General features: G+C 57.1%; 18 protein-coding genes. 11 read left to right on the top strand and 7 right to left on the bottom strand.

Features of this window, described 5'->3' with window-relative positions; genetic code table 11:
- Positions 1-101 precede the first annotated feature (101 nt).
- Complete coding sequence (locus tag NHH03_RS02135) at positions 102-1,289, bottom strand: DUF1559 domain-containing protein (RefSeq protein WP_253154087.1); 1,188 nt, start codon at positions 1,287-1,289, stop codon at positions 102-104.
- Between the two features lie 384 nt (positions 1,290-1,673).
- Between NHH03_RS02135 and NHH03_RS02130 the strand changes: the two genes are divergently transcribed.
- Both NHH03_RS02130 and NHH03_RS02125 read left to right on the top strand, forming a co-directional pair.
- The gene (locus NHH03_RS02130) at positions 1,674-2,846 is read left to right on the top strand and encodes a helix-turn-helix domain-containing protein (RefSeq protein ID WP_253154086.1); all 1,173 of its coding nucleotides are present in this window, start codon (positions 1,674-1,676) and stop codon (positions 2,844-2,846) included.
- A gap of 253 nt (positions 2,847-3,099) precedes the next feature.
- Positions 3,100-4,125 (top strand): hypothetical protein, encoded by a 1,026-nt coding sequence (locus tag NHH03_RS02125; RefSeq protein ID WP_253154085.1) that lies wholly within the window; start codon positions 3,100-3,102, stop codon positions 4,123-4,125.
- Between the two features lie 112 nt (positions 4,126-4,237).
- On the opposite strand, the gene NHH03_RS02120 is transcribed toward NHH03_RS02125, so the two are convergent.
- Both NHH03_RS02120 and pgi read right to left on the bottom strand, forming a co-directional pair.
- The gene (locus NHH03_RS02120; RefSeq protein ID WP_253154084.1) at positions 4,238-4,984 is read right to left on the bottom strand and encodes an AraC family transcriptional regulator; all 747 of its coding nucleotides are present in this window, start codon (positions 4,982-4,984) and stop codon (positions 4,238-4,240) included.
- Between the two features lie 78 nt (positions 4,985-5,062).
- Positions 5,063-6,688, bottom strand: a complete 1,626-nt coding sequence (gene pgi, locus NHH03_RS02115) for a glucose-6-phosphate isomerase (protein ID WP_253154083.1) — start codon at positions 6,686-6,688, stop codon at positions 5,063-5,065.
- Positions 6,689-7,036: 348 nt separating this feature from the next.
- Here pgi and rplU point away from each other — a divergent pair, with 348 nt between their 5' ends.
- Entirely contained in the window at positions 7,037-7,351 is a 315-nt protein-coding gene (rplU, locus tag NHH03_RS02110) for a 50S ribosomal protein L21 (RefSeq protein WP_253154100.1), read from the top strand.
- A complete protein-coding gene (locus NHH03_RS02105) occupies positions 7,351-8,367 on the top strand; it encodes a serine/threonine protein kinase (RefSeq protein ID WP_253154082.1) in 1,017 nt (338 codons plus the stop codon). Before rplU ends, NHH03_RS02105 begins: the two co-directional genes overlap by 1 nt.
- Here the strand turns inward: NHH03_RS02105 and NHH03_RS02100 are convergent.
- Complete coding sequence (locus NHH03_RS02100; protein WP_253154081.1) at positions 8,364-8,795, bottom strand: 6-pyruvoyl trahydropterin synthase family protein; 432 nt, start codon at positions 8,793-8,795, stop codon at positions 8,364-8,366. The two genes, NHH03_RS02105 and NHH03_RS02100, sit on opposite strands and share 4 nt — an antisense overlap.
- A gap of 233 nt (positions 8,796-9,028) precedes the next feature.
- On the opposite strand from NHH03_RS02100, the gene NHH03_RS02095 reads away from it, so the two are divergent.
- The 3 genes from NHH03_RS02095 (at position 9,029) to NHH03_RS02085 (ending at position 12,661) form a co-directional block, all read left to right on the top strand.
- Positions 9,029-10,540: an APC family permease gene (locus tag NHH03_RS02095; RefSeq protein ID WP_253154080.1), complete on the top strand. Its 1,512-nt coding sequence runs from the start codon at positions 9,029-9,031 to the stop codon at positions 10,538-10,540.
- Between the two features lie 129 nt (positions 10,541-10,669).
- Complete coding sequence (locus NHH03_RS02090; protein ID WP_253154079.1) at positions 10,670-11,809, top strand: helix-turn-helix domain-containing protein; 1,140 nt, start codon at positions 10,670-10,672, stop codon at positions 11,807-11,809.
- 12 nt (positions 11,810-11,821) lie between these two features.
- Positions 11,822-12,661 carry a hypothetical protein gene (locus tag NHH03_RS02085; protein ID WP_253154078.1) on the top strand — a complete coding sequence of 280 codons (840 nt, stop codon included), beginning with the start codon at positions 11,822-11,824 and terminating at the stop codon, positions 12,659-12,661.
- A 310-nt stretch (positions 12,662-12,971) separates the two neighbouring features.
- Here NHH03_RS02085 and NHH03_RS02080 read toward each other — a convergent pair whose 3' ends face one another.
- Positions 12,972-13,787, bottom strand: coding sequence for a TlpA family protein disulfide reductase (locus NHH03_RS02080; protein WP_253154077.1), 816 nt, complete (start codon positions 13,785-13,787; stop codon positions 12,972-12,974).
- 150 nt (positions 13,788-13,937) lie between these two features.
- Between NHH03_RS02080 and NHH03_RS02075 the strand changes: the two genes are divergently transcribed.
- The 4 genes from NHH03_RS02075 (at position 13,938) to NHH03_RS02060 (ending at position 21,350) form a co-directional block, all read left to right on the top strand.
- Positions 13,938-14,573 carry a sigma-70 family RNA polymerase sigma factor gene (locus NHH03_RS02075; RefSeq protein WP_253154076.1) on the top strand — a complete coding sequence of 212 codons (636 nt, stop codon included), beginning with the start codon at positions 13,938-13,940 and terminating at the stop codon, positions 14,571-14,573.
- Positions 14,574-14,664: 91 nt separating this feature from the next.
- Entirely contained in the window at positions 14,665-16,899 is a 2,235-nt protein-coding gene (locus tag NHH03_RS02070) for a serine/threonine-protein kinase (RefSeq protein ID WP_253154075.1), read from the top strand.
- 156 nt (positions 16,900-17,055) lie between these two features.
- Positions 17,056-19,323 (top strand): sensor histidine kinase, encoded by a 2,268-nt coding sequence (locus NHH03_RS02065; protein WP_253154074.1) that lies wholly within the window; start codon positions 17,056-17,058, stop codon positions 19,321-19,323.
- The gene (locus NHH03_RS02060; protein ID WP_253154073.1) at positions 19,320-21,350 is read left to right on the top strand and encodes an EAL domain-containing protein; all 2,031 of its coding nucleotides are present in this window, start codon (positions 19,320-19,322) and stop codon (positions 21,348-21,350) included. The genes NHH03_RS02065 and NHH03_RS02060 overlap by 4 nt, the downstream gene beginning before the upstream one ends.
- A gap of 18 nt (positions 21,351-21,368) precedes the next feature.
- Here the strand turns inward: NHH03_RS02060 and NHH03_RS02055 are convergent, their stop codons facing one another.
- A complete protein-coding gene (locus NHH03_RS02055; protein WP_253154072.1) occupies positions 21,369-22,403 on the bottom strand; it encodes a hypothetical protein in 1,035 nt (344 codons plus the stop codon).
- Positions 22,404-22,502: 99 nt separating this feature from the next.
- Positions 22,503-24,011 (bottom strand): hypothetical protein, encoded by a 1,509-nt coding sequence (locus NHH03_RS02050; protein ID WP_253154071.1) that lies wholly within the window; start codon positions 24,009-24,011, stop codon positions 22,503-22,505.
- Positions 24,012-24,753 lie beyond the last annotated feature (742 nt).

Here is a 24,753-nt window from a genome sequence, read left to right as displayed (position 1 = left end):
GCGATCCATGAGATTGATTTTGCAGGCTGTGGCTGATCAACAGCACAGCGATCAACAGCACAGGGATCGGCGACCGGCCCGAGGGCGACCGCGGTGACGAACTACAGTGATTCGCTGATCACTTCGCGGTTGGCTCGAGTGCCGAGGGCTCCCCACAATCCGTAGGGACTTGGTGCCCCAGGCAAATGGTTTCCAGCACCACCATCGACGGCCTGGCGAACCATTGGATTGTTGGAGTTTCCGGCGTCGATGGAATCGGTGATGAAGGTTACCGATCCGTCGCACAGCAGGATGTGACATCCACCTTGGTGACGGCTTGCCGGTGGCAACACTTCGGCGTTGGCCCAGTTGGTCGAGGTACAGAACTCTCGGTTGGGCGGCAGAATCGTATTGAACGCAGAGAAGGGATTGTAGGCCGACGCCCAACGGTAGCCACGACCATTTGTGCTGGCGGTGCGGCCCGGCGCGGTAGGTCCCCAGAATTGCGGTCGCTGCGGGTCCCTGAACCCCAGATCCGTACAATCGTTGGGGTTATCCAACGGATTGGCTCCGCCAGCGGATCCCAACGGAATCGTGCGCACGTCGTCGTCGCCCAAGTCGGTTGCGATCTCGCCCATGCAGATCGTATTGGAAAGACCATCAAGAACGTCGCGGAATTTCAGTTGACGGTGAAGCACGAATGCTCCGCGGTGAGAGGCCCGCGACTGCGCGGAACGATCGGCGTTTTGATGCAGCCACACCGTCAGTGCTCCCTGGTTGATCAAGTAACCTGAATCGCCGACACAAACCGCATAGTTGGTTCGCCCCAAAGCTGGCAATCCGGTACCGGGGTCACTCGGACACCGGTACGTGGGAATCTCACTCGTCCAAGGCTTGTAATCAATTTGTTCTTGCGTGGGGCCCATCGCCGGCCAGTTCCCGTTATCGGTACTGGGGTTAGCAATCGTGTCCCACAGTGCTTGTTGTTCGATGAACGGTGTCAGCGAAACCAAAATGCTAAGCATCTTGCAATTGTAAACATCACTCTGTTGGTACCAGTACGCGATGTAGGCATTGGAATTGTCATCGGTGCCAGCGCCCTGCATCGGCAGTGATTTAAACGCGCTGTGGTAGTTGTGGATCCCCAGACCGATCTGTTTGAAGTTGTTGCTACAACTCATTCGCCGCGCTGCTTCTCGCGCCGCCTGAACGGCCGGCAGCAACAAACCGACAAGAATGCCGATGATGGCGATGACCACGAGAAGTTCCACCAGGGTGAAACCTGAGGAAGAAGAACGTCGATGACTCATACTGGCTCCAAAGAAAGCTGACGATTAGAAAGGGCTGGAAACCCGAATTCGATTGCCCCGGTGAAGAGTTGTATCTACGAGGACAGCGAGTCACTGTGCCCATCGGTATGCCTGATTTGCCGTTTCGTTAAGCCCAGAAGCCTAGGTACCGCAGGAATCCTTTAGCATCACTTTGCGGTGCGATGAAAAGATCTTGCAGAGGCAACTTTTTTTCAAAATCTGAATCGCTGATGAACCGGCGGATAGGTTTGATCACAAACAGGCAAGCATCGTTGCCATTCTCGGGGGGCCAGACTTGCCATTTCGTATAAACTGGTTTGCTGTTTCGTAACGCTTGATGTTGGTGAGATGGATACCAATGGATTGCGAGCTCCCAGGTGGCAGATGGCCGACAACCCAATTCCCATTGCAGTGATCCTGCCAGCCGGACAAGAGTTCTCGTCTCGACTGATGACCGGCGTGAATCACTATCGGGATGAGTTTCCGTGGATTGAACCGATCGAACTGCATTACCGCGACGGGGACGATGACCCGATGGGCAAAGTTCCCATCGACGTTCTCGGTGCCTTGTTATGGGTCGACCGCAGTAGCGATTGGACGCGGAACATCGTTCAACAGGGCATCAAGGCAATCAATTGTTGTTTTGACTGGCGTGGTGAACGCGGCATCGTCTCGCTGGGAATCGATGTCGATGCCAGTTGCGACCTGGTGTTGTCTCACGTCGCATCGATCGCTCCACGACAGTTCGCCGTCGTGGGCGTGAACTTTTCCAAACGTCCGCATTCGGCGGCTCTCTGCCAGCGACTGGTGACGCGAGCCGCTGAAGACGGCTGGCCGGCAAGAACGCATGAAATCCAGGGCATCCACCCCGATGAACAACGCAGCCGAATGACTGAAGTCGACGGTGAATCAGAACTGCTGGGTTTCCTGAACGATCTGAACAAGCCCGCGTTTGTTTGGTGCGAAAACGATCACGTCGCGCGGATGGTCTGCAATGCCGCAGAACACCTGCGATTGAAGGTGCCGCAACAGATCGCGATCATGGGATCGGGTGACTACCGAGTCGCCTCGCACTACTCGCCTGCGCTGTCGACACTGCCGCGACCGGCCGAAGAAATGGGCTACGCCGCAGCCAAGTTGTTACACAAATGGATTTTGCAGAACGGGCCACAACCGCCGGATGTCGAAATTGCTCCGCGACCGATCCTGATGCGTCAGTCGACGGTCGATTCGACGAATTGGGAAAAGATTCGCCAGGCCCGCGAGCTGATCGAATCCGAAGCCTGCTTGGGGATCACCGTCGAACGAATCTGCCGACGCGTCGAGCTGTCGAAAGTAACATTTACAAAACGCTACACGACACTCTACGGAGTGACACCGGGCGCCGACATCAGCAACGTCAAAATCGAAACAGCGAAACAACTGCTGCAAGACTCCAACCAGAGCGTGGCTCAGGTCGGCAACACAATCGGCTTCAGTGAACAATCGAAGTTCAGCAAGTTCTTCAAGCGCCAGACGGGTCTGACTCCCACACAGTACCGACGATCGGTCCAGTAGGCCTCTGCCCTCGAACGGTTCTATCCGTCCCTGCCACCCGGTCTGGCTCGGTGATTCTGATGATCGCTTATCAATCGGCCTGAACTGATTGCGATCCTGAAATCCAGCAAGCGCGGTCAAAATCTTTCATTCCAGCCGCTTGAGACAAGCCGATTGCGGATTGGCACATCGCTTGCATGGCTCAATTCTCGCGACGCTTGCTACCATCATCCCTCTCCCGACTGTCGAACGGATTCTTTCGAGGACGAATCAAATGAATCATCTGTTCCGACTCACTGTGCTGTTGGGAATCCTGATCGGGACAGCGGGACCGACCCGCAGCATCGCCGAGGACCTGGGTGGGGCATCGGTCGTCGTCCGCTTGTCCGAAAATTTTGTCCGCGATCAATTTAAACGCGACATCGTAAAACGTCACGATGTCGACACAGTGATCCTGGGCACGCGTGCGATCGGCCATGCCAAGACAACAGCCACCATGGATGCATCGCTTTCGCCCTGTGCCTCGGGGATTCAAGTTCGAATCTGTGTCAAAGGTCAAACCATCGCTTCGACGGAAAGCAACAAGGGACCGGTTGTGTTCAACTCAGTCGCGACAACGGATTTCCACGCGACCACTGAATTGATCGCTGATGAAACAGGCATCCGGTTCACACCCATCGAAGTGTCTGGAACCACCAATTCGGAAACCAAGTCAATCCGATCCAAACGATTGTTAATGCGAAACATCGTGCGTCGAATCGCATCCCGAAAGATTGATGAACTGCGACCGAGAGCCGAACAGATCGGTCATCGACAAGCGATGGATCAGATTGCCGCAACGCTAAAAAAAGAATTGGACACAGAGATTCAGAAAGCGCAGGTCGCGTTCGCCGCACAACGCATTCTCACTCCTCAAATCGTTCTGCAACTGGGTCCGGACACTCAGATTCAGACCACCGATGACTCACTGGTGGTATCCATCCACTCTTCGAATTTAGAACCGGTCGGTCACCCAACCACTGAAATCCGTCGCGGTGGAACGGTTTCGATACGCAAGTCATTGCTGGACAACATCGCCATCGCCCCCGCGAACCCAAATCTGTTCGAATTTGTCAACCAACCGATCAGTCTGATCAGCGACCCATTTGTTTCGACTGATCTGTGGAGTCTGCAACCGCCCGAGAAAACGCAGCAGCGGTCCTCAGCGGATCCCGACCACTGGGTCACATTCGATTTAGATCCATCGATGTTCACCAGCGGCGCATCACGTCTAGCGGACAACGCGTCCGATCATCCTTAAAGCGATTCGAACAATAAAACTTCAATCCGGACGCCGACTATGGCGACTAGGGTCACGGCTTCTTGATGAGCGCGGAGTTTGTTTGCCGAGGTGATGACACCTGACGAGTTTCCTAGTGAACAAATCGCTTTCGATAGGCCGCGGGTGTCATCCCGGTGACTTCGCGAAACCGTTTGGTGAAGTGACTCTGGTCGGTGTAGCCCACGTCCAAAGCGATTTGAGACAAACCCAGCGAAGTCGTCGTCAATAACCGCTGGGCAGCTTGGATGCGAACCGCACGCAGGTATTGCATCGGAGTCATTCGCAGGATTTGGCGAAAGCGTCGATTGAAATGAGTCGACGACAAACCGGTCAGAGCGGCTAGTTCAGCCATCGAAATCGATTCTGCGAAATGCCGCTCCACGAATCGTGCCGCCGGCAGAATTTCCTGCAGATAGTTCGCCAATTCGTTCTGCTGCGCGATTCGATACATCGCTCCGGCGATACCGATCACGGCGCCGTCCACATCCAGCAACGGTGTCTTGGTTGACACGTACCAACGCGGCACGCTGCGACGGTGCATCACCAACCACACTTGCCCACGCAGCGGTTGCCCACTGGACATCACCCTGCGGTCTTCGCTGATGTAGGCTTCGGCCATCAGCGGCGGATGAAAATCATGGTCTGTTTTACCCAGCGCCTCTCGCTCGTCGCTCAGACCATGATTCTCCAGAAACAGCTGATTGACTTTGACGAATCGACTGTCGCGATCCTTGGCATAGAAATAGGTTTGTGGCAGCGCATCGAATAACTCGATCACCGTGCGAGCCAAGGGAGACTGTGCGAAGAACCGGGCTTGATGCTCGTCTGCGTCAGACATCGTCAACTTCGTTTGCAGGTGGTGGATCTTTCACAAGATCCACCACGCTCACCCCAATGGTTTACCTTTGACGCACCCCTAGGCCTTTAACGAACGATACCGTTGAATCAAACGGTTGGTCGAACTGTCGTGGGCTAGCGGCTGGTCGGTGGACTCCAATTCTGGCACGATCTTTTTCGCCAGCACTTTCCCCAATTCGACGCCCCACTGATCGAACGGGTTGACCTGCCAGATGACGCCTTGCGTGAACACGCTGTGCTCATACAAGGCAACCAATTTACCCAGCACGGCGGGTGTCAGCGATTCAATCAACAGTGTGTTGGAGGGCCGGTTGCCTTCGAACACGCGGTGTGGCGCGAGTTCTTCCGAAGTGCCTTCGGCCAACACTTCCTCGCGGGTCTTCCCCATCGCCAGCGCCTCGCCTTGGGCGAATACGTTGGCCGACAGCTTGTCGTGGTGGTCACCGATCGGGTTGAGAGATTTGCCAAAAGCGATGAAGTCACAGGGGATCAAATGGGTCCCCTGGTGAATCAACTGATAAAACGAGTGCTGGCCATTGGTCCCCGGTTCGCCCCAATAGATCGGGCTGGTGTCATAGTCGACGCGATCACCATCCAGGGTGACAGACTTGCCGTTACTTTCCATCGTCAGTTGTTGCAGATACGCCGGGAAACGACTGAGGTATTGGTCGTAGGGCAGCACGGCGGTGGTTTGCGAGCCAAAGAAATCGGTGTACCAGACGGTCAACAATCCCATCAGCACGGGCAGGTTTTTGTCTAGCGGTGCGGTGCGGTAGTGCTGGTCCATCTCGTGGAATCCAGCCAACATCTGATGAAACTGTTCCGGCCCGATCGCCAGCATGGTCGACAAACCGATCGCCGAGTCCATCGAGTAGCGTCCGCCGACCCAATCCCAAAATCCGAACATGTTGTCGGTGTTGATGCCAAACTCGGCCACTTGTTGGGCGTTGGTCGACAAGGCAACAAAGTGTTTGGCGACCGCCGACGGGTCGGCCCCCAATCCGTCCAACAACCAAGTCCGCGCGGTGTGCGCGTTGGTCATCGTTTCCTGGGTGGTGAACGTCTTGGAAGCGATGATGAACAGGGTCTCTGCCGGATCCAAATCACGCGTCGCTTCGGCAAAATCGGTGCCGTCAACGTTGGAGACAAATCGCAGCGTGAGGTTCCGGTTGCTGTAGTGACGCAGCGCCTGGTAGGCCATCACGGGCCCCAGATCCGAACCGCCGATGCCGACGTTGACGATGTTTCGAATCGGCTGGCCGGTGTGTCCGGTCCATGAACCACTGGTGATGGCTTCGCAAAAGGCCGCCATTTTGTCCAGCACCGCGTGCACATCGGGCACGACGTTGCGGCCTTCGAATTCGATGTTTGCCCCGCTCGGCGCGCGTAGTGCGGTGTGCAGTACCGCGCGGTCTTCGGTCGTGTTGATTTTCTGACCGGTCATCATCGCTTCGATGCGGTCCTTGAGTCCGGCGGATTCGGCCAGCTCGATCAACAGCGACAGCGTTTCGTCGGTGATGCGGTTCTTGGAGTAATCCAGATACAAACCGACCGCGTCCAGACTGAACGTTTCCCCTCGCTTGGGATCGTCAGCAAACAGATCCCGCAGATGAGTCGCCTTGATCGCCTCGTAGTGGGAATTCAGTTTTTTCCAAGCCGGCTGGGTCGTCAAATTGGCTGTCATCGGTATCGAATCGGTTTGAAGTTAAGCGAGCGACAAAAGGGGACGAAGCAGGCCAGGTGCAACCCGGCGGTCGGCAACCTGACCTAAACTTCCATCAGCGGGCAGTTTAGCGGTTGCGAGGAAACCGTCGACCGCGCTGGGAAAACAGGGCAATCGGAAGACTACTGGGGGGAGAATCCTAGCCATTGGGGGCCCAGCAAGTGTTCTGATTCGGGTCACGCAGCAACGGTGCGGACCCTGGCAAACGGTTATGGATTCCAGGGAGATTTTAGCCCTGTACGCCTGGCGAACCGGCCGATAGACTCTGGGGCTCGATTTCAGACAATCCAAATGAACTTTGACGAAGCTATGTACGCCATTATCGTTGACGGTGGTCGCCAGTACCGTGTTGAACCCGGAATGGAAGTTGACCTCGACTTTCGCGAAACTCCCGCCGGAGAAAGCCTGACCTTTGAAAAGGTGCTGGCCGTTCAAGGCGATTCGGGGCTCAAACTGGGCACGCCGACCGTAGACGGAGCCACCGTGACCGCATCGGTGATGGGCCCCAAACAGGGCCAAAAAATCTACGTCCAAAAGTTTCGCCGACGTAAGAACAGCAAGAGCCGAATCGGCCACCGCCAGCTGTTCACACGCGTCAAAATCACGGACATCGCGGGCGTCTAATGCCCACCAGCCAGCTCTCCGACTACGAGCTGGGGGAAATCCTGGGCGTCGGCACAGTCGGCACGATTTATCTAGCGACCGAAAAAGAGAACGGTCGCACCGTTGCCCTGAAAAAGCTTCACCCTCGGGTCTGTCAGAACACGTTGATTCGTGCGCGTTTCAAACGCGAAATGACGATCCTGGAGCGACTGCGGCACCCGAACATCGTGTCGTACCTGGGTGGCGGCCGCGCCGACGACGACCAATCGCTGTTCTACGTGATGGAAGTCGTCAGTGGTGGCACCGTCGACGACTTACTGAACTACTCCGGGCCGTTGCACTGGACCGCCGTGGTCGAAATCACGCGCCAGGTCTGCAGTGCCCTGCAATTCGCGCACAATCATGGCATTGTGCACCGCGATCTCAAGCCCAGCAATCTGTTCCTGACACCAGCCGGTGTCGTCAAACTGGGCGATTTTGGTATCGCACGCGATTTGTACGCCGGCGACTTGGCCGGCAGCGGGATCACCGTTGGCACCCACGCCTACATGGCGCCCGAACAGATCACGGGCGATCAATCGGTGTCCGGCAAAGCCGACTTGTACGCGCTGGGATGCTGCATGTTTGAGATGCTGACCGCGCGAAAGGTGTTTCTTGGCGAAAACTACGCACAACTGTTCGACCAGCACCTGAAACAGCGACCTCCGTCGGTCCGCGATTTCTGCGACTGCCCGGAACCGGTCGAACAGATCATCAACCAACTGCTGGCAAAATCCGCCGATGATCGCCCCTTTAACGCTCGCCAAGTCCAAGCGGTGATGCTGGAAACGGCTCGTCTAGCCTCTCCCAAAGCAGAAAACGCCGACCCCAATGAGCACATGTTCTATGCCGGTCGGCAAGAATTGGTCGATCGCATCCGCAACCGCCTGGAGCCTCAGACCCGGGAGATCAGCGGCAAACGACTTGCGATCATCGTGGGCATTTTTGCCACCATCGTGATCGCTCTGATTGCGATCTCGGTGTCGACACAGCCCTAATCGTCTAGCGAGGCTTCGGCAAACGCTTCGTCGGTTTCCCAGATCCGCACCTGACAGGCTTTGGCGCCGGTGCCCTCGAGCACTTCCGGGCACATCACCTCCAGCAAGTACTTGGCCATGTTTTCGGCTGTCGGGTTGTACGGCATCACAAACAACCGACAGGGTTTCACCATCTCCAGGGCCTCGCGGGCATTCTGGTCATCCTGATGAATCAGGAAACTGTGGTCCCAGTGCTCGTCGATCCAGCCTTTGACAGCGCGTTTCAGGTCAGAAAAATCGATGATCCGCCCGACCTCGTCCTGCTTTTCACCTTGGACAAAAAAGTCAGCGACGTAATTGTGACCGTGAAAGTGCTCGCATTTGCCGCCGTGACCGTACAAGCGGTGGCCGGCGCAAAATTTGATGCGGCGCATGATGGTCAATGCCATGAAAGCTCTCAAAACGTGGACAGAAGAAGGGCTGACGAAATCGGATCGGTGCTTAAGTATTGGCAATCGACAAGCGAGAACAAGCCGAACCGTGCTTTTCGTGGCGGGATCCGCCAGGATTCAGACCCAATGCCCCCTGGCGGGGCGGGCGGCCACACTGATCGCCCCGACGTCCTAAGATGGGCCGTGCTGCCAGCCATGTTCTGACTCAGATCCCCCAGGCATCCAGGAGAATGACAATCAATCCGTTTCGCCCCACCGCCGGCCCGCCGCTGGATCCCGGTCAAAAACCGCAAACCACCGCGACGATGAACTTGCCCTCGGCGGCAGCGGTGGTCGCAGCCAGCATGATCGGCGCGGGCGTCTACACGACCAGCGGATTCACCCTGGCCGACCTAGGATCGCCCGGTTACGTGATCCTAGCCTGGGCGATCGGCGGTGTGATCGCGATCTGCGGCGCGGTTTGTTACGGGGCGCTGGCGAGACAATTCACGGAATCCGGTGGGGAGTATCTGTTTCTGGCGCGCGCCCTGCATCCGGCGGCGGGGATGGTCGGCGGCTGGGTTTCACTACTGGCCGGATTCACCGGCGCAATGGCGTTTGCCGCCACCGCAATGGAGTCCTATGCACGGGGACCGGACGGCGATTCCTGGGCCTTCTTGCCCGGCCACTCGATCGCGATCGGGATCGTCTTGATCGCCGCCATCGTTCACAGCCTGGGCCTGCGACGAGGGACACAATTTCAAAACACGGTTGTGGTCGTCAAACTAATCTTGATCGGATTCTTCATCGCCATTGCCTACGGCACACTATCGACGTGGCAGGGAACTTTGGCTGGATCTACCGCAGGAACCACGCTGGGACCGGCCGAACGGATCGCAGGTGATCAAACGGTAGTCGCGAGCGAGAAAATGCTTGGCTGGGAGTTTGCCTTGGTCTTTGCCAACGCACTGACCTGGATCTCGCTCAGCTACAGCGGGTTCAATGCGGCGGTCTACCTGACCAGCGAGATTGCCGACCCGCGCCGCAACGTGCCGCGGGCGATGCTCTGGGCGACGATCGCCGTGACCGCGCTGTATTTGTTGCTCAACACGGTGTTTGTGTTGGCACCGACCGCGGGCGAAATCGCCGGCCAGCCCAACGTGGCCGGGATCGCCGCCGACGCGATCGGCCGCCAACTGGAATCACGCGGCCTGGGGTGGGGCCACCTGACCGGCGATTTGGTCCGACTGGCGATTGTGATCGGGCTGGGGACTTCGGTACTGGCGCTGATGCAGACCGGACCTCGGGTGCTGCAGAAAATGGCTGCGGACGGACTATTGCCCGCTTTTTTAGCTGGCAGAGTGTCGCAGCCGACCGGCGACCAGGGTGACATAGACCGCCCTACCGGCAAATCGTTGACTGCGATTTGGACCCAGGCAATCCTGGCGGTCGTGGTGATCAAGATCTCCACGCTTCGCGAACAATTAGACTATCTTGGTTTGACCCTGTCGGTTTGTGCAGCCCTGTGTGGCAGCTTGGTTTTCTTATTCCGCAATCACCCGAAACATCCCGTGCGTGCATGGGGCTATCCTGTGATCCCGCTGATCTATGTTGTCGGGACACTGGGTATCGCGCTGTTGACTGCTATCCGTGCTCCGGCCCAAGCGGCGGTTTGTGCGGGGACGCTGGCAATCGGCCTCCTGGCGTACGCCTGGTCTCGATTGATGTGGGGTAGGCGGACGTTAGGGGATGGTAGAAACTAATCGCTCTGCGGCTGACGGCGCAGAGCATCACGACAAGGGCTGGTTCCGTCAGTCACAAGATGCGATTCGGGTTCCACACGCGAGCACGATTCGTCCTATTCACTGGTTTCTTTTGATACAGAATAGCGCATGAGATACGCATTTCGATTGGCCGAACTGTTGGGTCACACTCCTGATCGTCGCAAACGGCCGGGAACGATTAAATCAATCGTTGAACACACCGGGCTCGATCGTCACCAGGTCGCGTCGTTATTGAAGAACGAAGCCAAGTACATTCCGCTGGACGCCCTATCGCGTCTGTGTGACTACTTGATCGATCAAGGCCATGCGACGGCAGACCAATTGCCGGGCGCATTGTTCGCGGTCAATCCCGAGAATTTCTGGGAACTGATCGCCCGCCGCAGCGAGATCGAAATCGTGATCGGCGTCCGTGCGACCGACTCTAACGCAACACCCGAAGGCGCCGCAGTGGTTGCCAGTGACTCGGTCCTGGTCGGTGAAGTGCTGAGCGGCGTTTCAACGCTCGGCGGCGTCGCTAAACACAAAGACCAAGACGGAGACGAACCGGGCCGCGAAGTCCCCATGCCGGATCGTTTTCAACAGACATTGGTCTGGAGCCCCGGCCAAGTCGAGCAGGAAGACGTGCGGGCACGCGCCGACGATGTCTTCGACGGATTTGTCGAAGCCACCGGCGATCGCGGCATGATCTGTATCGGCAGCATCAAAAGCAATCCCGTCGTCGAACTACTGTTCTCTGACGTGTTTGGTTGCACACCGTTTGTCACCGAAGACGACGTGGATGACGTTTCGGCCCGCTCCTGCCCGTTCTTTCTGCGCTACCGTGACACCGACCCTAAACCGGGCAGCGCCTCGGCCGGTGTGCGATTGAGTAAAAACGAAGACGCCGTCGAACCCGGTTTCTATTACGAAAAAGACGACGGGACCTGGGAGTTTGCCGGTGGAAAAGACAAAGACACCGCGATGGTGTTTTACATCTACCGCGAAGCGCTGGGCCGACTGGACATGGTTCTCAGCGGGTTCTCCGGCCGTGCAACCCGGTTGCTGGCCAAGACGCTGGCCATCCGCGGCGAAGAATTCTGGCCACCGGTTTACGAAAAGGGCGGCGACATCATCGGCGCCTACCTGGTGACCTATGGGCAGCCCGAAGACGAACAGACTCGCGATGACGCGCTGTTCAATCCCGGCGGGCCGGCCGAGATCATGCCGCTACCGACCGAAGCGATTGCACGTCGACTCGCACGCCGGTAATCAAGACGCGTTATGGCAAAGCGAAAATCCAAATCGTCTGGCAAAACCATGGCCCAGACGGCGGACAAATTCGATCTGTATCAACAATCGGTGCAAACCCCCGATCACGAGGTCGAATTTTTCGAGCAAGCCTATCGCGAGGCCTACAAACGCAAACCCTACGTTTTGCGCGAAGACTTCTGCGGTACCTTTGCCGTCTGCTGCGAATGGGTTGCCACCAGCCCACGACGGACCGCTCATGGCGTTGACCTGTGTAGCGAAACCCTGCGATGGGGACGCGAGCACAACCTGTCCAAGCTCAAACCGAAACAGCAATCGCGTGTGACGGTGCTGGAACAGGACGTCCGCGAAAACCAGACACCGCCGGCCGATGTGCTGGCGGCCCAGAACTTTTCTTTCTGGCTGTTCAAAACCCGCCAAGAAGTCGTCGACTACTTCCAAATCGCGCGGTCCAACCTGAACGCCCAGGGCATCCTGGTGATGGACATGATGGGTGGTGGCGATTGCTACACCGAAGAACTGACCGATAAACGCACGATCAAGAAAGGGAAAAAGGGGTTTGCGTACCACTGGACGCAAGAGTCATTCAACCCGATCACCGCCGACGCGGAATTTTCGATCTCGTTCAAATTTCCCGACGGCAGCAAACTGAAGCGGGCCTTTGAATACCAGTGGCGATTCTGGACGATCCCCGAAGTTCGCGAGATGCTAGCCGAAGCCGGTTTTAGAGAAAGCCACGTCTACTGGGAGATCGAAGACGAGGACAACCCCGAGCTTGACGGCACCTGGCATCGCTCTGGATCCGCCGTCAGCGACCCCAGCTGGATCTGCTACATCGTTGCGATCAAGTAAAGTAGTGGATCGCTCCGCCGATCCAACTTTGGCATGCCCCAATCACGATGGACAACAGGCCTTTCGCCCGCTGGACCAGGATGCTGCTCTGCCGTTTGCCCTTTTTCATCCCGTCTTTTCACGTAGGTTCAAATAGACACTCCAACGCCATACCAGCACAAGTCGCCAGAGCGATCAGGTTCAACAACAAAAATGAACGGTTCGTTTTTCGCCTACTAACCATTTTCTAAAAGCCCGCAGGCGTTCGCTCCAGAGAATCAATCCTGCGATTTGCTTAGCGGGGTTCACCCTGCTGTGTGAGCGTTTGGCATCACGCACCGGCAAGGTTCTTCACGAACGGCACGACATGCTCGTCGTAGGTGAAACCGATCGTGTCGCCGGCGTCGATGAATCGTTTGACCAATTTGCCGTCGGCGTCATAGACGAACACGGCGGGGATCGAGGGGATGTCGATGGCCGAGAACACATCGTCGCTGGGTGTCGTGCACAGGTAGTTGTCCAGATCCGCTTTCATCGCCGTCAGAAACTGGACGACTGATTCCCGGTTTGATTCGGGCGGGCGCGTTTTGCGACCGTCATAATCCACGTTGACGCTGATACAGGCGACGTCCTGGGGCATCGATTTGCTCAACCGAACCAGTCCGGGAAATTCTTTCAAGCAGGGCGCACAGGAAGTCGACCACACATCGACCACGGTGATCTTGCCAGTCGCTTGGGCTTGCTGCTGGATGTCTTCCCAGCTGGCCAATTGGATCTCGCGTGCCGCGGTTTGCTCGGCCGACGATTGATCTGCATCCGCCGGTTTCATGTCGGGCAACTCGAATCCGCCCTGATCCGATTGCGGCGTCGCGGAACCATCCTCGTTATCGCCGGATTTCGATTCCATCGGCGGCAACTCGATCGACGGTGTCGCCGCCGGATCAGTCACGTTGGCTGCCGGCGGTAGCTGTGGCGTGGCAGTTGTGGATTCGCCGGCCGGAGACGCGACCGCTGGTTCGTCGGGGGCGGCAACTGGATGCGACTGGTCGACGGTCTTGACACCGCAACCGGCAATCGAAGCCGCCAGGAGCATCAGGAACGTGGGCAGGAAACAGCGCAGTGGATTGCGGGTGTGATGCGTGGACATCGGAAAGCCTGTCGAAACGACGTGGTTTGGGGAAGCGACTGAGAAGAAACAAAAAAACGCTGGCGATGCGAAACGATTTTGCTTGAAGTGGGCGATTTCAGATAAACTGTGATCGATCAACCGCGACCCTGATTGTCTAGAATTTGATTGATGACCGCAACTGATGGAGATATGTCGACGACCCACTTGGTGATCGCATCGAAGCAGGGCGACAATGTAGCGCTCGGGCAACTGTTGGAGCAGTACCGTGGCTATTTGTTAATGCTGGCACATCGCAACTTGTCCGAACAGCTGCGCCGTCGTGTTGATCCGGTCGACATTGTGCAGGTCACGTTTTTAGAAGTGAAACGCGATCTGGAAACCTTTCGCGGCAATTCGCCGGGTGAGTTTGCGGCCTGGCTGCGGGGAATGCTCAAGAACAACGTGGCCACGGCGGTGACACGGCACGTGATGACACAAAAGCGTTCGGTCCGCCGCGAGGTCAATGCCGACGGCCGCGGCGGTGACTCGGCCGGCGCCCCGTGGATCAGCCAATTACCCGGCAGCACCACCAGTCCGTCGGGCGTGGTGATCAAAGCCGAAGCCGCGGTGGCGCTGCTGGAAGCCCTGCATCAGCTGCCCGAGACGCAAGCCGAAGCCATCCGCCTGCGTTACATGGAAGGTTTGCCGTTGGCTAGCATCGTCGAACGGATGGGAAAATCGGACACAGCGGTCGCCGGCCTGCTTAAACGTGGGCTACAGAAATTGCGGACAATCATTGACCCTAAAAACAATCCCTATATTTAGATCGCGCCCCCAGTCGCGGCAAATGCTGCCCTTGGTTGATGTGGTCCAACACGGACGTTGCCAAGAACCCAGTTCCTGATCCAGTGCCAACATGCCCGTGCCCTCTGACCCCGTGCCGTCCGAAGCCGACGATCCGATCGACGAAGCCTTTGCAGCGTACTTGCGTTCCTGCGACGAAGGCTCGGTCGGCTCGCGCGAAGAGTTCCTGGCACAATTTCCAGAGATGGCCGACGAACTGCGCAGCTTGATGGATGCCGCCGACGCGATCGATCGCTTCACCGGCGCTGCGAACGGAGATTCATTCACACTCGGCACGTCCCAACGGTCGGCCGCCGCGGCCGGTGCCGACACGATCGGCGGCATGATCGTCGATCCCGATGACTCCGGCGACGACCCGGCGGCCACGCTGCCCGAAGCCACTCGCCCCAAAGGCGATCCCGGCCCGACACTGCCCTATGACCTGGGCGACTACGAGTTGCTCGAAGTGATCGGCCGCGGCGGCATGGGCGTCGTGTATCGCGCCAACCAACGGATGCTTAACCGGACTGTGGCGGTCAAGATGATTCGCGGCGGATTGTTGGCCTGTGAAAATGACGTGCGACGGTTCTACACCGAAGCCCAGGCGGCGGCGGGTTTGCATCATCCAGGGATCGTGCCGGTGTATCAATTCGGACATCGAGCCGGACATCACTTTTTTTCGATGGCACTGATCGACGGCACCGATCTGCAGCGGAAGATCAATGAAAACGAGATGCCGATCGACGATGCGGTGCGCTATGTGCATGACGTCGCGCGGGCGCTCGAACACGCCCATCAGAACCATGTCCTACACCGTGACATGAAACCCGCCAACATCCTGATCGACGACAAAGACCGCGTCCACATCACAGACTTTGGGCTCGCCAAAAACCTGTCGACCGATAGCAGTGTGACCGGCAGTGGTGCTGCGGTGGGCACACCGAACTACATGGCCCCGGAACAGGCCGGCGGCCACAGTGATCGGGCGACGCGACAGAGTGACGTTTATTCGCTAGGCGCGATCTTGTTTGCCTGCATCACCGGCCGGCCGCCACTGGTTGGCGATTCGGTGGTCGAAACGCTGTTGCAGGTGGTGCATGAACCGCCACCGATGATGCGGTCATTTCGCAGCAACGTACCGGCCGATCTGGAAACGATCGTGGCCAAGTGTCTGGAAAAACAGCCCAAGAAACGTTACCACTCGGCGTCCGCAATGGCGGATGATTTAGATGCTTATTTAGAGGGCCGTCCGATTTTGGCACGACCCCGCGGACGGGTTTTAAAGACTTGGCACTGGGTGTCCGGCGTGCCGCTGGTGGGCGCATTGATCGGACGCAAAGTCGTCCGCGCCTCACCCGGTCACCGGCGTTTCCAAGCAGCGATGTTGTTGCTGTTGGCGATGATGCCGTTTTTTGTCGTCGGCGGCGCGATGTTTTGGAGTCACCATCTACAATTGATGCCAGAACAAATTGTGATCGCCGGCGGACTCGAACAAGGTGTTTACAACGAAGTCGCGGACGTCCTGGCTGAGCGGATCGGCAAGAACGCCGAAGTGCCTACAGAAGTTGTGGCGACCGATGGTTCGATCGACAATCGACAACGGTTGCTCAGCGGCGAAGTCCAGATGGCGCCGATGCAAGCCTCGGCAATCAGTGGCGACCATCTGTGTGTCATCGCACCGTTGTTTTACGAGGCGGCACATCTGTTGGTGCGCAATCAAGCCTTGTTGGATTCGGCGGCGGTGTCGCCAAGCGTCGGTTGGTTATCCGGCCAACGGATTGCAGTCGGACCATCGGGTAGCGGTTCACGACGCACCGCCGAAATGATTCTCGATTCACTGGATCTGCCCGCCCAGTCCACACCACGGGATGTCATCGCCTGGCCGCAATTGGATACCGACCAAGCACCTGATGTGGCGTTGATTTGCGTCGGCCGCGGTAGTTCACTGATCGCCGATCTGTTGAATCGAAACTGGCGGCTGGTTTCAATCCCGCAAAACATTTTGATCTCGATGCAGCATCCGACACTGCGACCGATGACGATCACTCGTGATCATTACCGGTCCGACACGATCCCCGCCGAAGGGCTTTCCACGGTTGGGACAACGGCGTTTCTGGCGACGCGTCGAAATGCACCGTCGGCGATGGTCGAAGCGGCACTCGAAGCACTCTACCAACCACCCACGATTTTTACCGGCTTGATCCCACGCGAGCGGGCTGCCGAGTGGCAGGGGCTGGATTTTCATTTGACCGCGCGACACTATTTTGAACTGCTGGCCGTCGATCACTCCAACGCCGGTGGCGATTGATCGGTTGGCCGCAAGTCGCCAACCGTAAAATCGTTGCAATCGGCACGATGACGGCTGGCAAATGTCCGCAAATGTCGTCCACCGTCACGCGCCGAGTTTGGCAATGCATCTGAAACCTAGGTTTGACCGACGAAACGGTCCCTAGGAATCATCGGCATGTTTTGGCAATCACCCCATCGAGACGACGAATCTCGTGTCGCTGCGAAAAAGGGCCAGAACAACGCATCGCGCGGTCGCGCGGGCCACGCCCGGGAAGATCGCACCGATGACTGGGCGGAACTGTTGAAATCGCACCAGGCCAACAACAGTGACGGCGACAGCGAAGACGATTCCGCCTGGCAACCCCCTTCCGAATTCAATCTTGAACGGCCGCCAGAGATCGCCACGGCTAATAAGGAGAGCCACCACTCTCAATCGTTGCGCAGCAAGTTGGTGCTGGCGCTCGCGCTGATGTTGGGCGTCGTTGTCGGCATCGATGAAATCGTCCGTCAACGTGTGATCGCTCCGGAATTTGCCAACCTTGAACGGGTCGCAGCGCTCAAGGACACCAACCGTGTGCTATCGGCCATCAACACCGATATCGACTTCCTGTCGGAAACAGCCACCTACAAGGCGCGGCAACTCGAGGCGCGTGTCAAACAATCCAGTGGCAAATCATTCGAGCACAGTGCCTGGGCACATTTCTCAACGGACGCCCAAAACATGAACGACCGCATCGAGTGGGATGCGATTGTCGATCAAGAGGGGAACTGGGTCTGGCTAACGGTTCCCGGCGGGCCGGCGCCACCAACGAATTCAACCTCAGCCGATAAACCGACGATCCCTGAATTCCTGAGAGTGCGCGACGAAATCGCCTGCCTAACCCCCGGCGTTGGAACTCCCGGGATTCGGGCCCCAGGTGTTTGGGCTCCCGGCGGTCGAACCGTCGGAGATCGGGCCTCGATCCAAGGCATGACACGTGGCAGCGACGGCGAGTTGTATTTCTTTGCCGCAATCGCACTGGCCGGCCACACGCAGCCGGGAAATCACGACGCACCGAAAACGGCACACGCCCTCGGTGGTGCCCCGTATTACGTGGTGGGCCAGCATTTTGGTGACGCGGTCCGAACCGATCTGGAGCAACGAACAAGCGTTCGATTTAGCATCGCACCGCTTCAACCAAAGTCGTCTCAATCCCCGGGGATAGAGATCCAACCACAAAACCATTCCTTTCTCAACGTCACTTCGCCACTGGTCAGCTGGTCTGGACAACCGCTGGCACAACTAAACGTTCATTTGCCCCGCGAAGTCACACTGCGCAGCAATCGCACCACCGCGTTTGCGCGGTATCTGTCGCTCTGTGGGGCTTGCGCGTCGTTGCTGTTGCTGTTGTTGTTACTGCAACGCATTGTGATTGGTCGATTGGAAACGATCCGCGAACACACCGAGCGAATCGCAGAATCAGGAATCATCTCGGGCGAATCGATCGCACCGGTGCTGCGGGTCGCCGGGCACGACGAAATCGGACAGCTGGCCAAATCGTTTGATCGCATGCGATCCCGACTCGGTGACGCCCAACGTCGACTGGCCGACGCATCACACGCTGCCGGAATGAGTTTGGTCGCCGACACGGTCATTCACAATGTCGGCAACGTGCTGACCAACGTCAATAGTTTGATCGAGACGGCATCACGTTTGGTCGACGGTCTGCGGATCGAACCGCTCGAAAAACTGGCAAATCGTCTGCGTTCGGACGACACCAATTCGGCACTGCATCATGCGATGCCGGGTTACCTGCGTCGATTGAGCGAAACTCTGGAAGACGACAAAGACGACTTAGCCGAGTTGCTTGAAACCCTGAATGACAACGTGCAGCACATCCACCAGGTCATTCGCGACCAACGGCGGCACGCCCAGCAACCGATCAAATGGGTCAAGTCTGATTTGCGTGCTATTGTTGACGAAGCAGTCAAATACAGCCATGCGAGATTGGAACAAGACAACGCCTGCGTCAACGTCAACAGCGATCTGAATGTTTGTGTTTGGACCGATCGATCCCTGCTGCTGCAGATTTTGATCAACATCATCGGCAATGCGAGAATCGCGATGCGTGACGTCAGCGATCGCCGGCCGACGCTGGAAATTGATTTGATACGGACGGTGTCGACGGTGCACATCCGCTTGCGCGACAACGGCTGCGGGATGACGAACGAAACATTAAAACGCGTCTTTGATGCGCACTTTACAACACGCTACAGCGGTAGCGGATTGGGGCTGCATTTCTGTGCCATCGCGGTCAAACGGATCGGCGGCACCATCCATGGCGAAAGCGACGGCCTGGATCAAGGCGCCACATTCGTGATTGAACTGCCGGTCAACAAACCCACACTCAAACTCATGCCCGAACCAGCAGGAATGGATAGCAACATTGGGGCCGATAAATGACCGATTTTGAAACCGAACGACGGATTTTGATCGTCGATGATTTGACACAAATCCACGAAACGTTCACCAGAATATTTCGCACGACCAAACGCAAAGAAAATGATCTGGATGATTTCGAAGCGAGGTTCTTGAGCGACGCGACGGTGACCTATCCGTCACACAGCACCAGCAGTCCGGTGTTTTCGCTGACCCATGCCTACAGCGGCGAAGAAGCTGTGCATGAGGTGCAAAAGTCGATCGACGGGGCGATCCCTTTTTCGGTCGCGTTCGTCGACATGCGGATGCCCAAGGGCATGGATGGGCTGGAAACGATCAAACGTCTGTGGCGAATCGACCCACGATTGCAGGTGGTGATTTGCACCGCCTATAGCGATCACACCTGGGACCAGATTGTTCAAAGCCTGGGCTACAACGACCAACTGCTGCTGCTGCGTAAACCATTCGAACACGACGAAGCGAGGCAACTCGCGTTGGCGCTGAGCGAGAAATCACGACTGGCAGTGCTGCAGGCCCAAAAGCTGACCATCCTGAAAACGGAGGTCATGCGGCGGCGAAAGGCGGAAATGGAACTGCGTGACATGGCCCATCGGGACGCTTTGACCGCGCTGCCCAACCGCCCGTTTTTACTTGAAAAACTGGAACAGGTGATTGCCAATCAAGGTCCCAAACGTCGCAGCCATGATTCGATTCTGTTCTTGGACCTAGACAATTTCAAAATCATCAACGATTCGCTGGGGCATGATGCCGGTGATGACCTGCTGAATCAAGTCGCGATCCGTCTGCAGGAATGCGTTCGCGAACACGATCTGGCCTCGCGTTGTAGTGATGCCGAAGACTCGGTGTCCGAATCCAACGGCGACGAAACCGTGCGTCTGGGCGGTGATGAATTTGTGGTGCTGTTGGAGGGCTTGGAACATCGCGATGACGCCTTGCGGGTTGCACGACGAATCGTCCAGCGCATTTGTGAACCCTTCAATTTGGATGATCGGTTGGTCACTGTTGGAACCAGTGTCGGCGTTGCGTTTGTCGACGAATCCATCAGCGACGCCCACGAGGCGCTTCGCAATGCAGACACCGCGATGTACCAAGCCAAGAATTCAGGCAAGGGACAGATCGCCGTGTTCGACCAAACCATGCACGACGCGGTCGTTGCACGTCACGAATTGGAAGCCCAGTTGCGGGTCGCACTCAAAGAAGAAAAGTTTGAACTGCGCTACCAACCGATCGTAAATCTAAAGAATGGTCAAATCCAAGGCGTCGAGGTGCTCTCACGATGGCGTGGCGGCGACGGTGAATTCGTCCCGCCCTGTGAGTTTGTTCCTGTCGCCGAAGAGATCGGACTGATCAGCCAATTCGGCGAGTGGGTTCTGGAACGGTCGATGCGTGAGTTCAGCGCGCTGATGGCGTCGCTCGACGATGCCCAACGCCCCCAAGTTTATTTGGCGGTCAATATTTCAAGGCGACAATTGGCCGATCCCTTTTTCATCGACCGCCTGCAGGCGATTATCGATCGGGCCAAATTCAAGGGAGCCTTGAAACTAGAGATGTCCGAAAATGGCGATGCCCGCCACAACGAGCGGACGCTGAAGACGATGCTGGAATTACACCACAGTGGCGTCGGCATCCACATCGACGACTTTGGCAAAGGAAACTCGTCGCTGACTTGTTTCCATGATTACCCGATTGAAACCGTCAAAATCGACCGCACCTTCACCGCATCGATCACCCGGGATCACGGACACGCGATCATCACTCAGGCGATCGTTAAATTGGCGCACCATTTATTGGCCACCATTGTTTGCCAAGGCGTTGAATCACCCGAACAACTGAAACTGCTTCAACAGTGGGGCTGCGATTTGGGGCAAGGCTACTTCTTTGCCCCGCCGCTGGACATTTTTGAACTCGAAAGTCTGCTGATCAAGCCCGACGAGAGTGTCGGTATCAAGGTCTTGAAGCAGTCCATTGCGGCGCCGCTTCACCTGCCCGCTGCGACGGGATCCTTGCCCGGCCTGCCGGCCTCGTCCTAGCGAGCTGCCATTTGTGGGTCAGTTGACCGTGCGGAACACCCAGCGATAGTGCAGCGGTTCTTTCTGGTTGTACTTTTCCAGAATGTACGCTTGCTCGGCCTCGTCCTCAAACGACGGCACGCCAAAACGAATCGTGTCTTCGGTTTGCCCCATCGCGTCACCGGGACGAAAGAAGTTCAGTTGAAGTGCTTTGCGTCGATAGGGAGCATCGTCGCCTTCGCCATCTTGTTGGAAGGCATTGGTCAGACCCGAAACGTACAGCGACAGATAGTCGATGCTGGGATTCACATCCATCCAAGTCAACACGCCCCAAACACCAGGCGCGTTCTCATCGCTCGAGTAGGGAATGGGCTGTCGAGCAATTTCGACGCTGTTGTAGAGTGGTGCGGTGATCTGTTCACGGGCCGCGATCTTTGCTTTGGCGCTGGGCAGAATGCGATCCAAATACTCTTGACCGCCGACTCGGTCTTTGAGCGTGACCAGCGGGAAGAAACGTCGGGATTCATACGAGATCGTTTCCAACCGTTGATACAACTTGGAACCACCAACCTCGTCGGCCACCGGGCGCAGATCGTTGCCGCGATAGCGAACACGATAGACCATGTACCAAACCAGTTTTCGTTGCAGCCGTCCACTACTGACGGGCACATCAATGTACATCTGCCGCAACGGTTTGAAGGAAAACTCCAAACAGTAAACCTCACGCCGCAGCACGACCTGTTTTGCCATTTCGACCAGCGTCCGACTGCGAGGATCGAAGTGTGGCGAATTGCCTGGGAACTTGTCCGCCTTCCATTCCAGTTCGGGGTGAGCAGCCAAAAAGGTCTTTAGCGTCAGCGGACCATCAAAGGTTTCTTCGGGACTGGCATCACTGGGGATCACCGTCACCACGCCGGGAGCAAATTGCGTGTGCTGTTCGCTGGACGGATCGAGTGTTTCCGCTGCGGCTGCAGCAGGTTCCTGTGCAACACTCGGCGTCGTGTTAACCAACGTCGAACCCAAAAGTATCCCGGCGCAAATTGCGACGGTCATTTGAAAACGAGAAATGGTCATAACAGGGCTCGGTCGGTGAATTTGGAATGGATAGGTGATGTGCGAGCGATAAGCCGAGCAACGCGGCGGCGGTGGTTTGCTAGGTGGATTAGCTGACCGTTAGTTTAAATCGCTGACACGAGGTGGATCGCCCGGCAGGGCAACGCTATCGGGTTCGTCGCTGGGACGGTTTGCGATTTGAAGACTCGATTCGACCTGACCGGCCAGCGGCTCTGACTGCGGTGACGGTTCGGCGGGCAGATCTTCTCTTTCCAAAAATCGCAACGAATCCCCAAACTGGGCATCGTTACCGGCAAATGTTTCGACTTTGTCCCCCGACATCGTAAACGTCGCTTGCACGCGGCGGCCGGCGTCATCGGAGAAGTGCATCATAATCCAACGAATCGGGATGCCTTGGGTTTCTCCGTCGGCAACGATCCGCAAAACACGTAATCCTTGTGCACTGACGCCCTGATCCCCCTCGATTAGCTGTCCCAGCTGGTCGCCCAGCGTTTGCCGCACGTCCGCTTCAAACGCTTCCAGCGTCCACTGTTTGCCCTCGGGCAGTGTGACCAGTGGTCGCAAGTTGCACTGAGCGATGCTTTGGTCGTTCTCAATCATCCGCATCACTGCGGCCGCGGGGGTTTCCTGGATCATCCGCCATCGGCGATCCATCATTGTCCCCACGCGATGCTGTCGGCTTTGCAGTTCGACATACAAGTGCTCCGGCGGAATCGGATTGCCGAATGCGACCGCGTGGGGTTTGGCGGGCATCGCGACGGGGCTGGCCAACGGCTGCCGGACCATCCGAATCGTTGCCGAAACGTCAAATCCCGGCTCGGCTTTGCCGATCTCGCGGGTTTCGTGGACGCCCAACGCCAACCAGGTGCAGGTATTTATTCGTCGATCGAAGGTCATTTTCCCGATCAATCGCAGCCGGGTGCCGACCCCGTCGACCGAGCCTTCCAAATCGCCTTCCAGCTTGAAACGGACCGCGTCGTCAGTGACCTCGACCACGTGGCTGTCCACTTTTCCGCTGTCGACACTGGACAGGTTCAACACCGAACAGAGCACGTCCGAGGCGATTTCGTAGCGGTCGCCGGCGGTCACCGGGGCACCCGGCAGCAATCGGTTCACCGAAACGCTGGAAACCGGAGATCGCAACAACGACAATTCACTGTGCGTAAAAAAGTTATCCGGCGAATAAATGGTTTCTGGCAACGATTCACGCCGCACCAAGGCATGTCGCATGTCGGGGCGCAGCGACTGCGCGATTTCGCTTTTGTTCAGCACACCGGTGCTAGACGCGGTGTGGTAGTAGCGCTCGGCAGCCACGGTTTCCGATTTGATGTCGGCGTTACCGGGTCGAAGCGAGCGCTCCTCGTAGTCCAACACGGCTTTGGAAGTCACCGGAAACGTTTGCTGTGCCTTACGCGATGCCAACGCATTGTCAGAAACCTTGACGTTTCCTTTGACATCGATTTCGATTCGCACCCGCATCAATCCGTCTGCGACCGGTACGACATCCGCAGCGGACAGGGATGGTGCCGAAACCATTCCGGCCGAGGCGGCGGCCACAGCGGCAGCGAGAAAGGAGCGACGATCAGTGCAGAATTTTTGAGCGGGCATTTGAAAAACCGTTTCCGTTGGCACGCCGAAGAAAACAACCGTGCGGGAGCAAAACCAGACAACGCGGACGAATTCGCTGGCCGTTGCAGCGATTCGCCTGTATCGAGTTGATCGACAGGCCGCGCGGAGTGATTCAATGGAATTAGCTGGCATCGGGGGATTCCCCGCCTAGAACAAGCCGTTGCTAGGCCTACAGTTTCCGCCGCCGTTAAAGTCGGCGACGCGACCGAAGTCGCATTCCGAGACTGCCTTTTGTGCAGCGCGCTTGCAATCTTTACACACCAAGTGACCAATTGACCGGCGACGAACTCCTGGAAAAAAATTCGCCAAATCGCCTAAACCATTCACAGAGAACGACTTGCGCTAAAAAACGGGCTTTTCCACCAAAATTATTTGGAGGTTTGGCCCAAGATTTCCTACAAGGTGTCCTGGACCTAGACAACCGCTGCCATTCCTGGTGGAACAAAATAAGTGCAAAAAAGCACGACGGCTTTGTCGCCAACATTCCACGGGAAATCGCGAATCGCTCCAGACAGAGTGAACCGCAAGGCGGGAGTTTTCGTCTTACAGGCATAGACAGTAGTAGACAACCACTTTTTTTGAGTTTCGTTGTCGGCTCACTGCCAAAACCTGCCGACACGGAGTCGGCGAAGGGCGTTTGACCAAAGGTGTCGTCGCGACCGCGACATTGACACTTAGGCCAAGCGACCAACATCACCCGGAGGATATCGGGTGACCCCGG

Source organism: Stieleria tagensis, from assembly GCF_024129865.1.
GTDB lineage: Bacteria > Planctomycetota > Planctomycetia > Pirellulales > Pirellulaceae > Stieleria > Stieleria tagensis.
Note: the sequence above shows the minus strand (reverse complement) of the source record. Positions and strands in the feature narration are given on the sequence as shown.

What these genes read in the sequence shown, in the direction of transcription:
- NHH03_RS02055 (WP_253154072.1), bottom strand. Translation starts at nt 22,403, where the DNA reads ATGACCATTTCTCGTTTTCAAATGACCGTCGCAATTTGCGCCGGGATA.
- NHH03_RS02085 (WP_253154078.1), top strand. Translation starts at nt 11,822, where the DNA reads ATGGCAAAGCGAAAATCCAAATCGTCTGGCAAAACCATGGCCCAGACG.
- NHH03_RS02065 (WP_253154074.1), top strand. Translation starts at nt 17,056, where the DNA reads ATGTTTTGGCAATCACCCCATCGAGACGACGAATCTCGTGTCGCTGCG.
- NHH03_RS02135 (WP_253154087.1), bottom strand. Translation starts at nt 1,289, where the DNA reads ATGAGTCATCGACGTTCTTCTTCCTCAGGTTTCACCCTGGTGGAACTT.
- NHH03_RS02095 (WP_253154080.1), top strand. Translation starts at nt 9,029, where the DNA reads ATGACAATCAATCCGTTTCGCCCCACCGCCGGCCCGCCGCTGGATCCC.
- NHH03_RS02070 (WP_253154075.1), top strand. Translation starts at nt 14,665, where the DNA reads ATGCCCGTGCCCTCTGACCCCGTGCCGTCCGAAGCCGACGATCCGATC.
- NHH03_RS02080 (WP_253154077.1), bottom strand. Translation starts at nt 13,787, where the DNA reads ATGTCCACGCATCACACCCGCAATCCACTGCGCTGTTTCCTGCCCACG.
- NHH03_RS02130 (WP_253154086.1), top strand. Translation starts at nt 1,674, where the DNA reads ATGGCCGACAACCCAATTCCCATTGCAGTGATCCTGCCAGCCGGACAA.
- NHH03_RS02125 (WP_253154085.1), top strand. Translation starts at nt 3,100, where the DNA reads ATGAATCATCTGTTCCGACTCACTGTGCTGTTGGGAATCCTGATCGGG.
- pgi (WP_253154083.1), bottom strand. Translation starts at nt 6,688, where the DNA reads ATGACAGCCAATTTGACGACCCAGCCGGCTTGGAAAAAACTGAATTCC.
- NHH03_RS02075 (WP_253154076.1), top strand. Translation starts at nt 13,938, where the DNA reads ATGACCGCAACTGATGGAGATATGTCGACGACCCACTTGGTGATCGCA.
- NHH03_RS02060 (WP_253154073.1), top strand. Translation starts at nt 19,320, where the DNA reads ATGACCGATTTTGAAACCGAACGACGGATTTTGATCGTCGATGATTTG.
- NHH03_RS02120 (WP_253154084.1), bottom strand. Translation starts at nt 4,984, where the DNA reads ATGTCTGACGCAGACGAGCATCAAGCCCGGTTCTTCGCACAGTCTCCC.
- NHH03_RS02090 (WP_253154079.1), top strand. Translation starts at nt 10,670, where the DNA reads ATGAGATACGCATTTCGATTGGCCGAACTGTTGGGTCACACTCCTGAT.
- rplU (WP_253154100.1), top strand. Translation starts at nt 7,037, where the DNA reads ATGTACGCCATTATCGTTGACGGTGGTCGCCAGTACCGTGTTGAACCC.
- NHH03_RS02050 (WP_253154071.1), bottom strand. Translation starts at nt 24,011, where the DNA reads ATGCCCGCTCAAAAATTCTGCACTGATCGTCGCTCCTTTCTCGCTGCC.
- NHH03_RS02100 (WP_253154081.1), bottom strand. Translation starts at nt 8,795, where the DNA reads ATGGCATTGACCATCATGCGCCGCATCAAATTTTGCGCCGGCCACCGC.
- NHH03_RS02105 (WP_253154082.1), top strand. Translation starts at nt 7,351, where the DNA reads ATGCCCACCAGCCAGCTCTCCGACTACGAGCTGGGGGAAATCCTGGGC.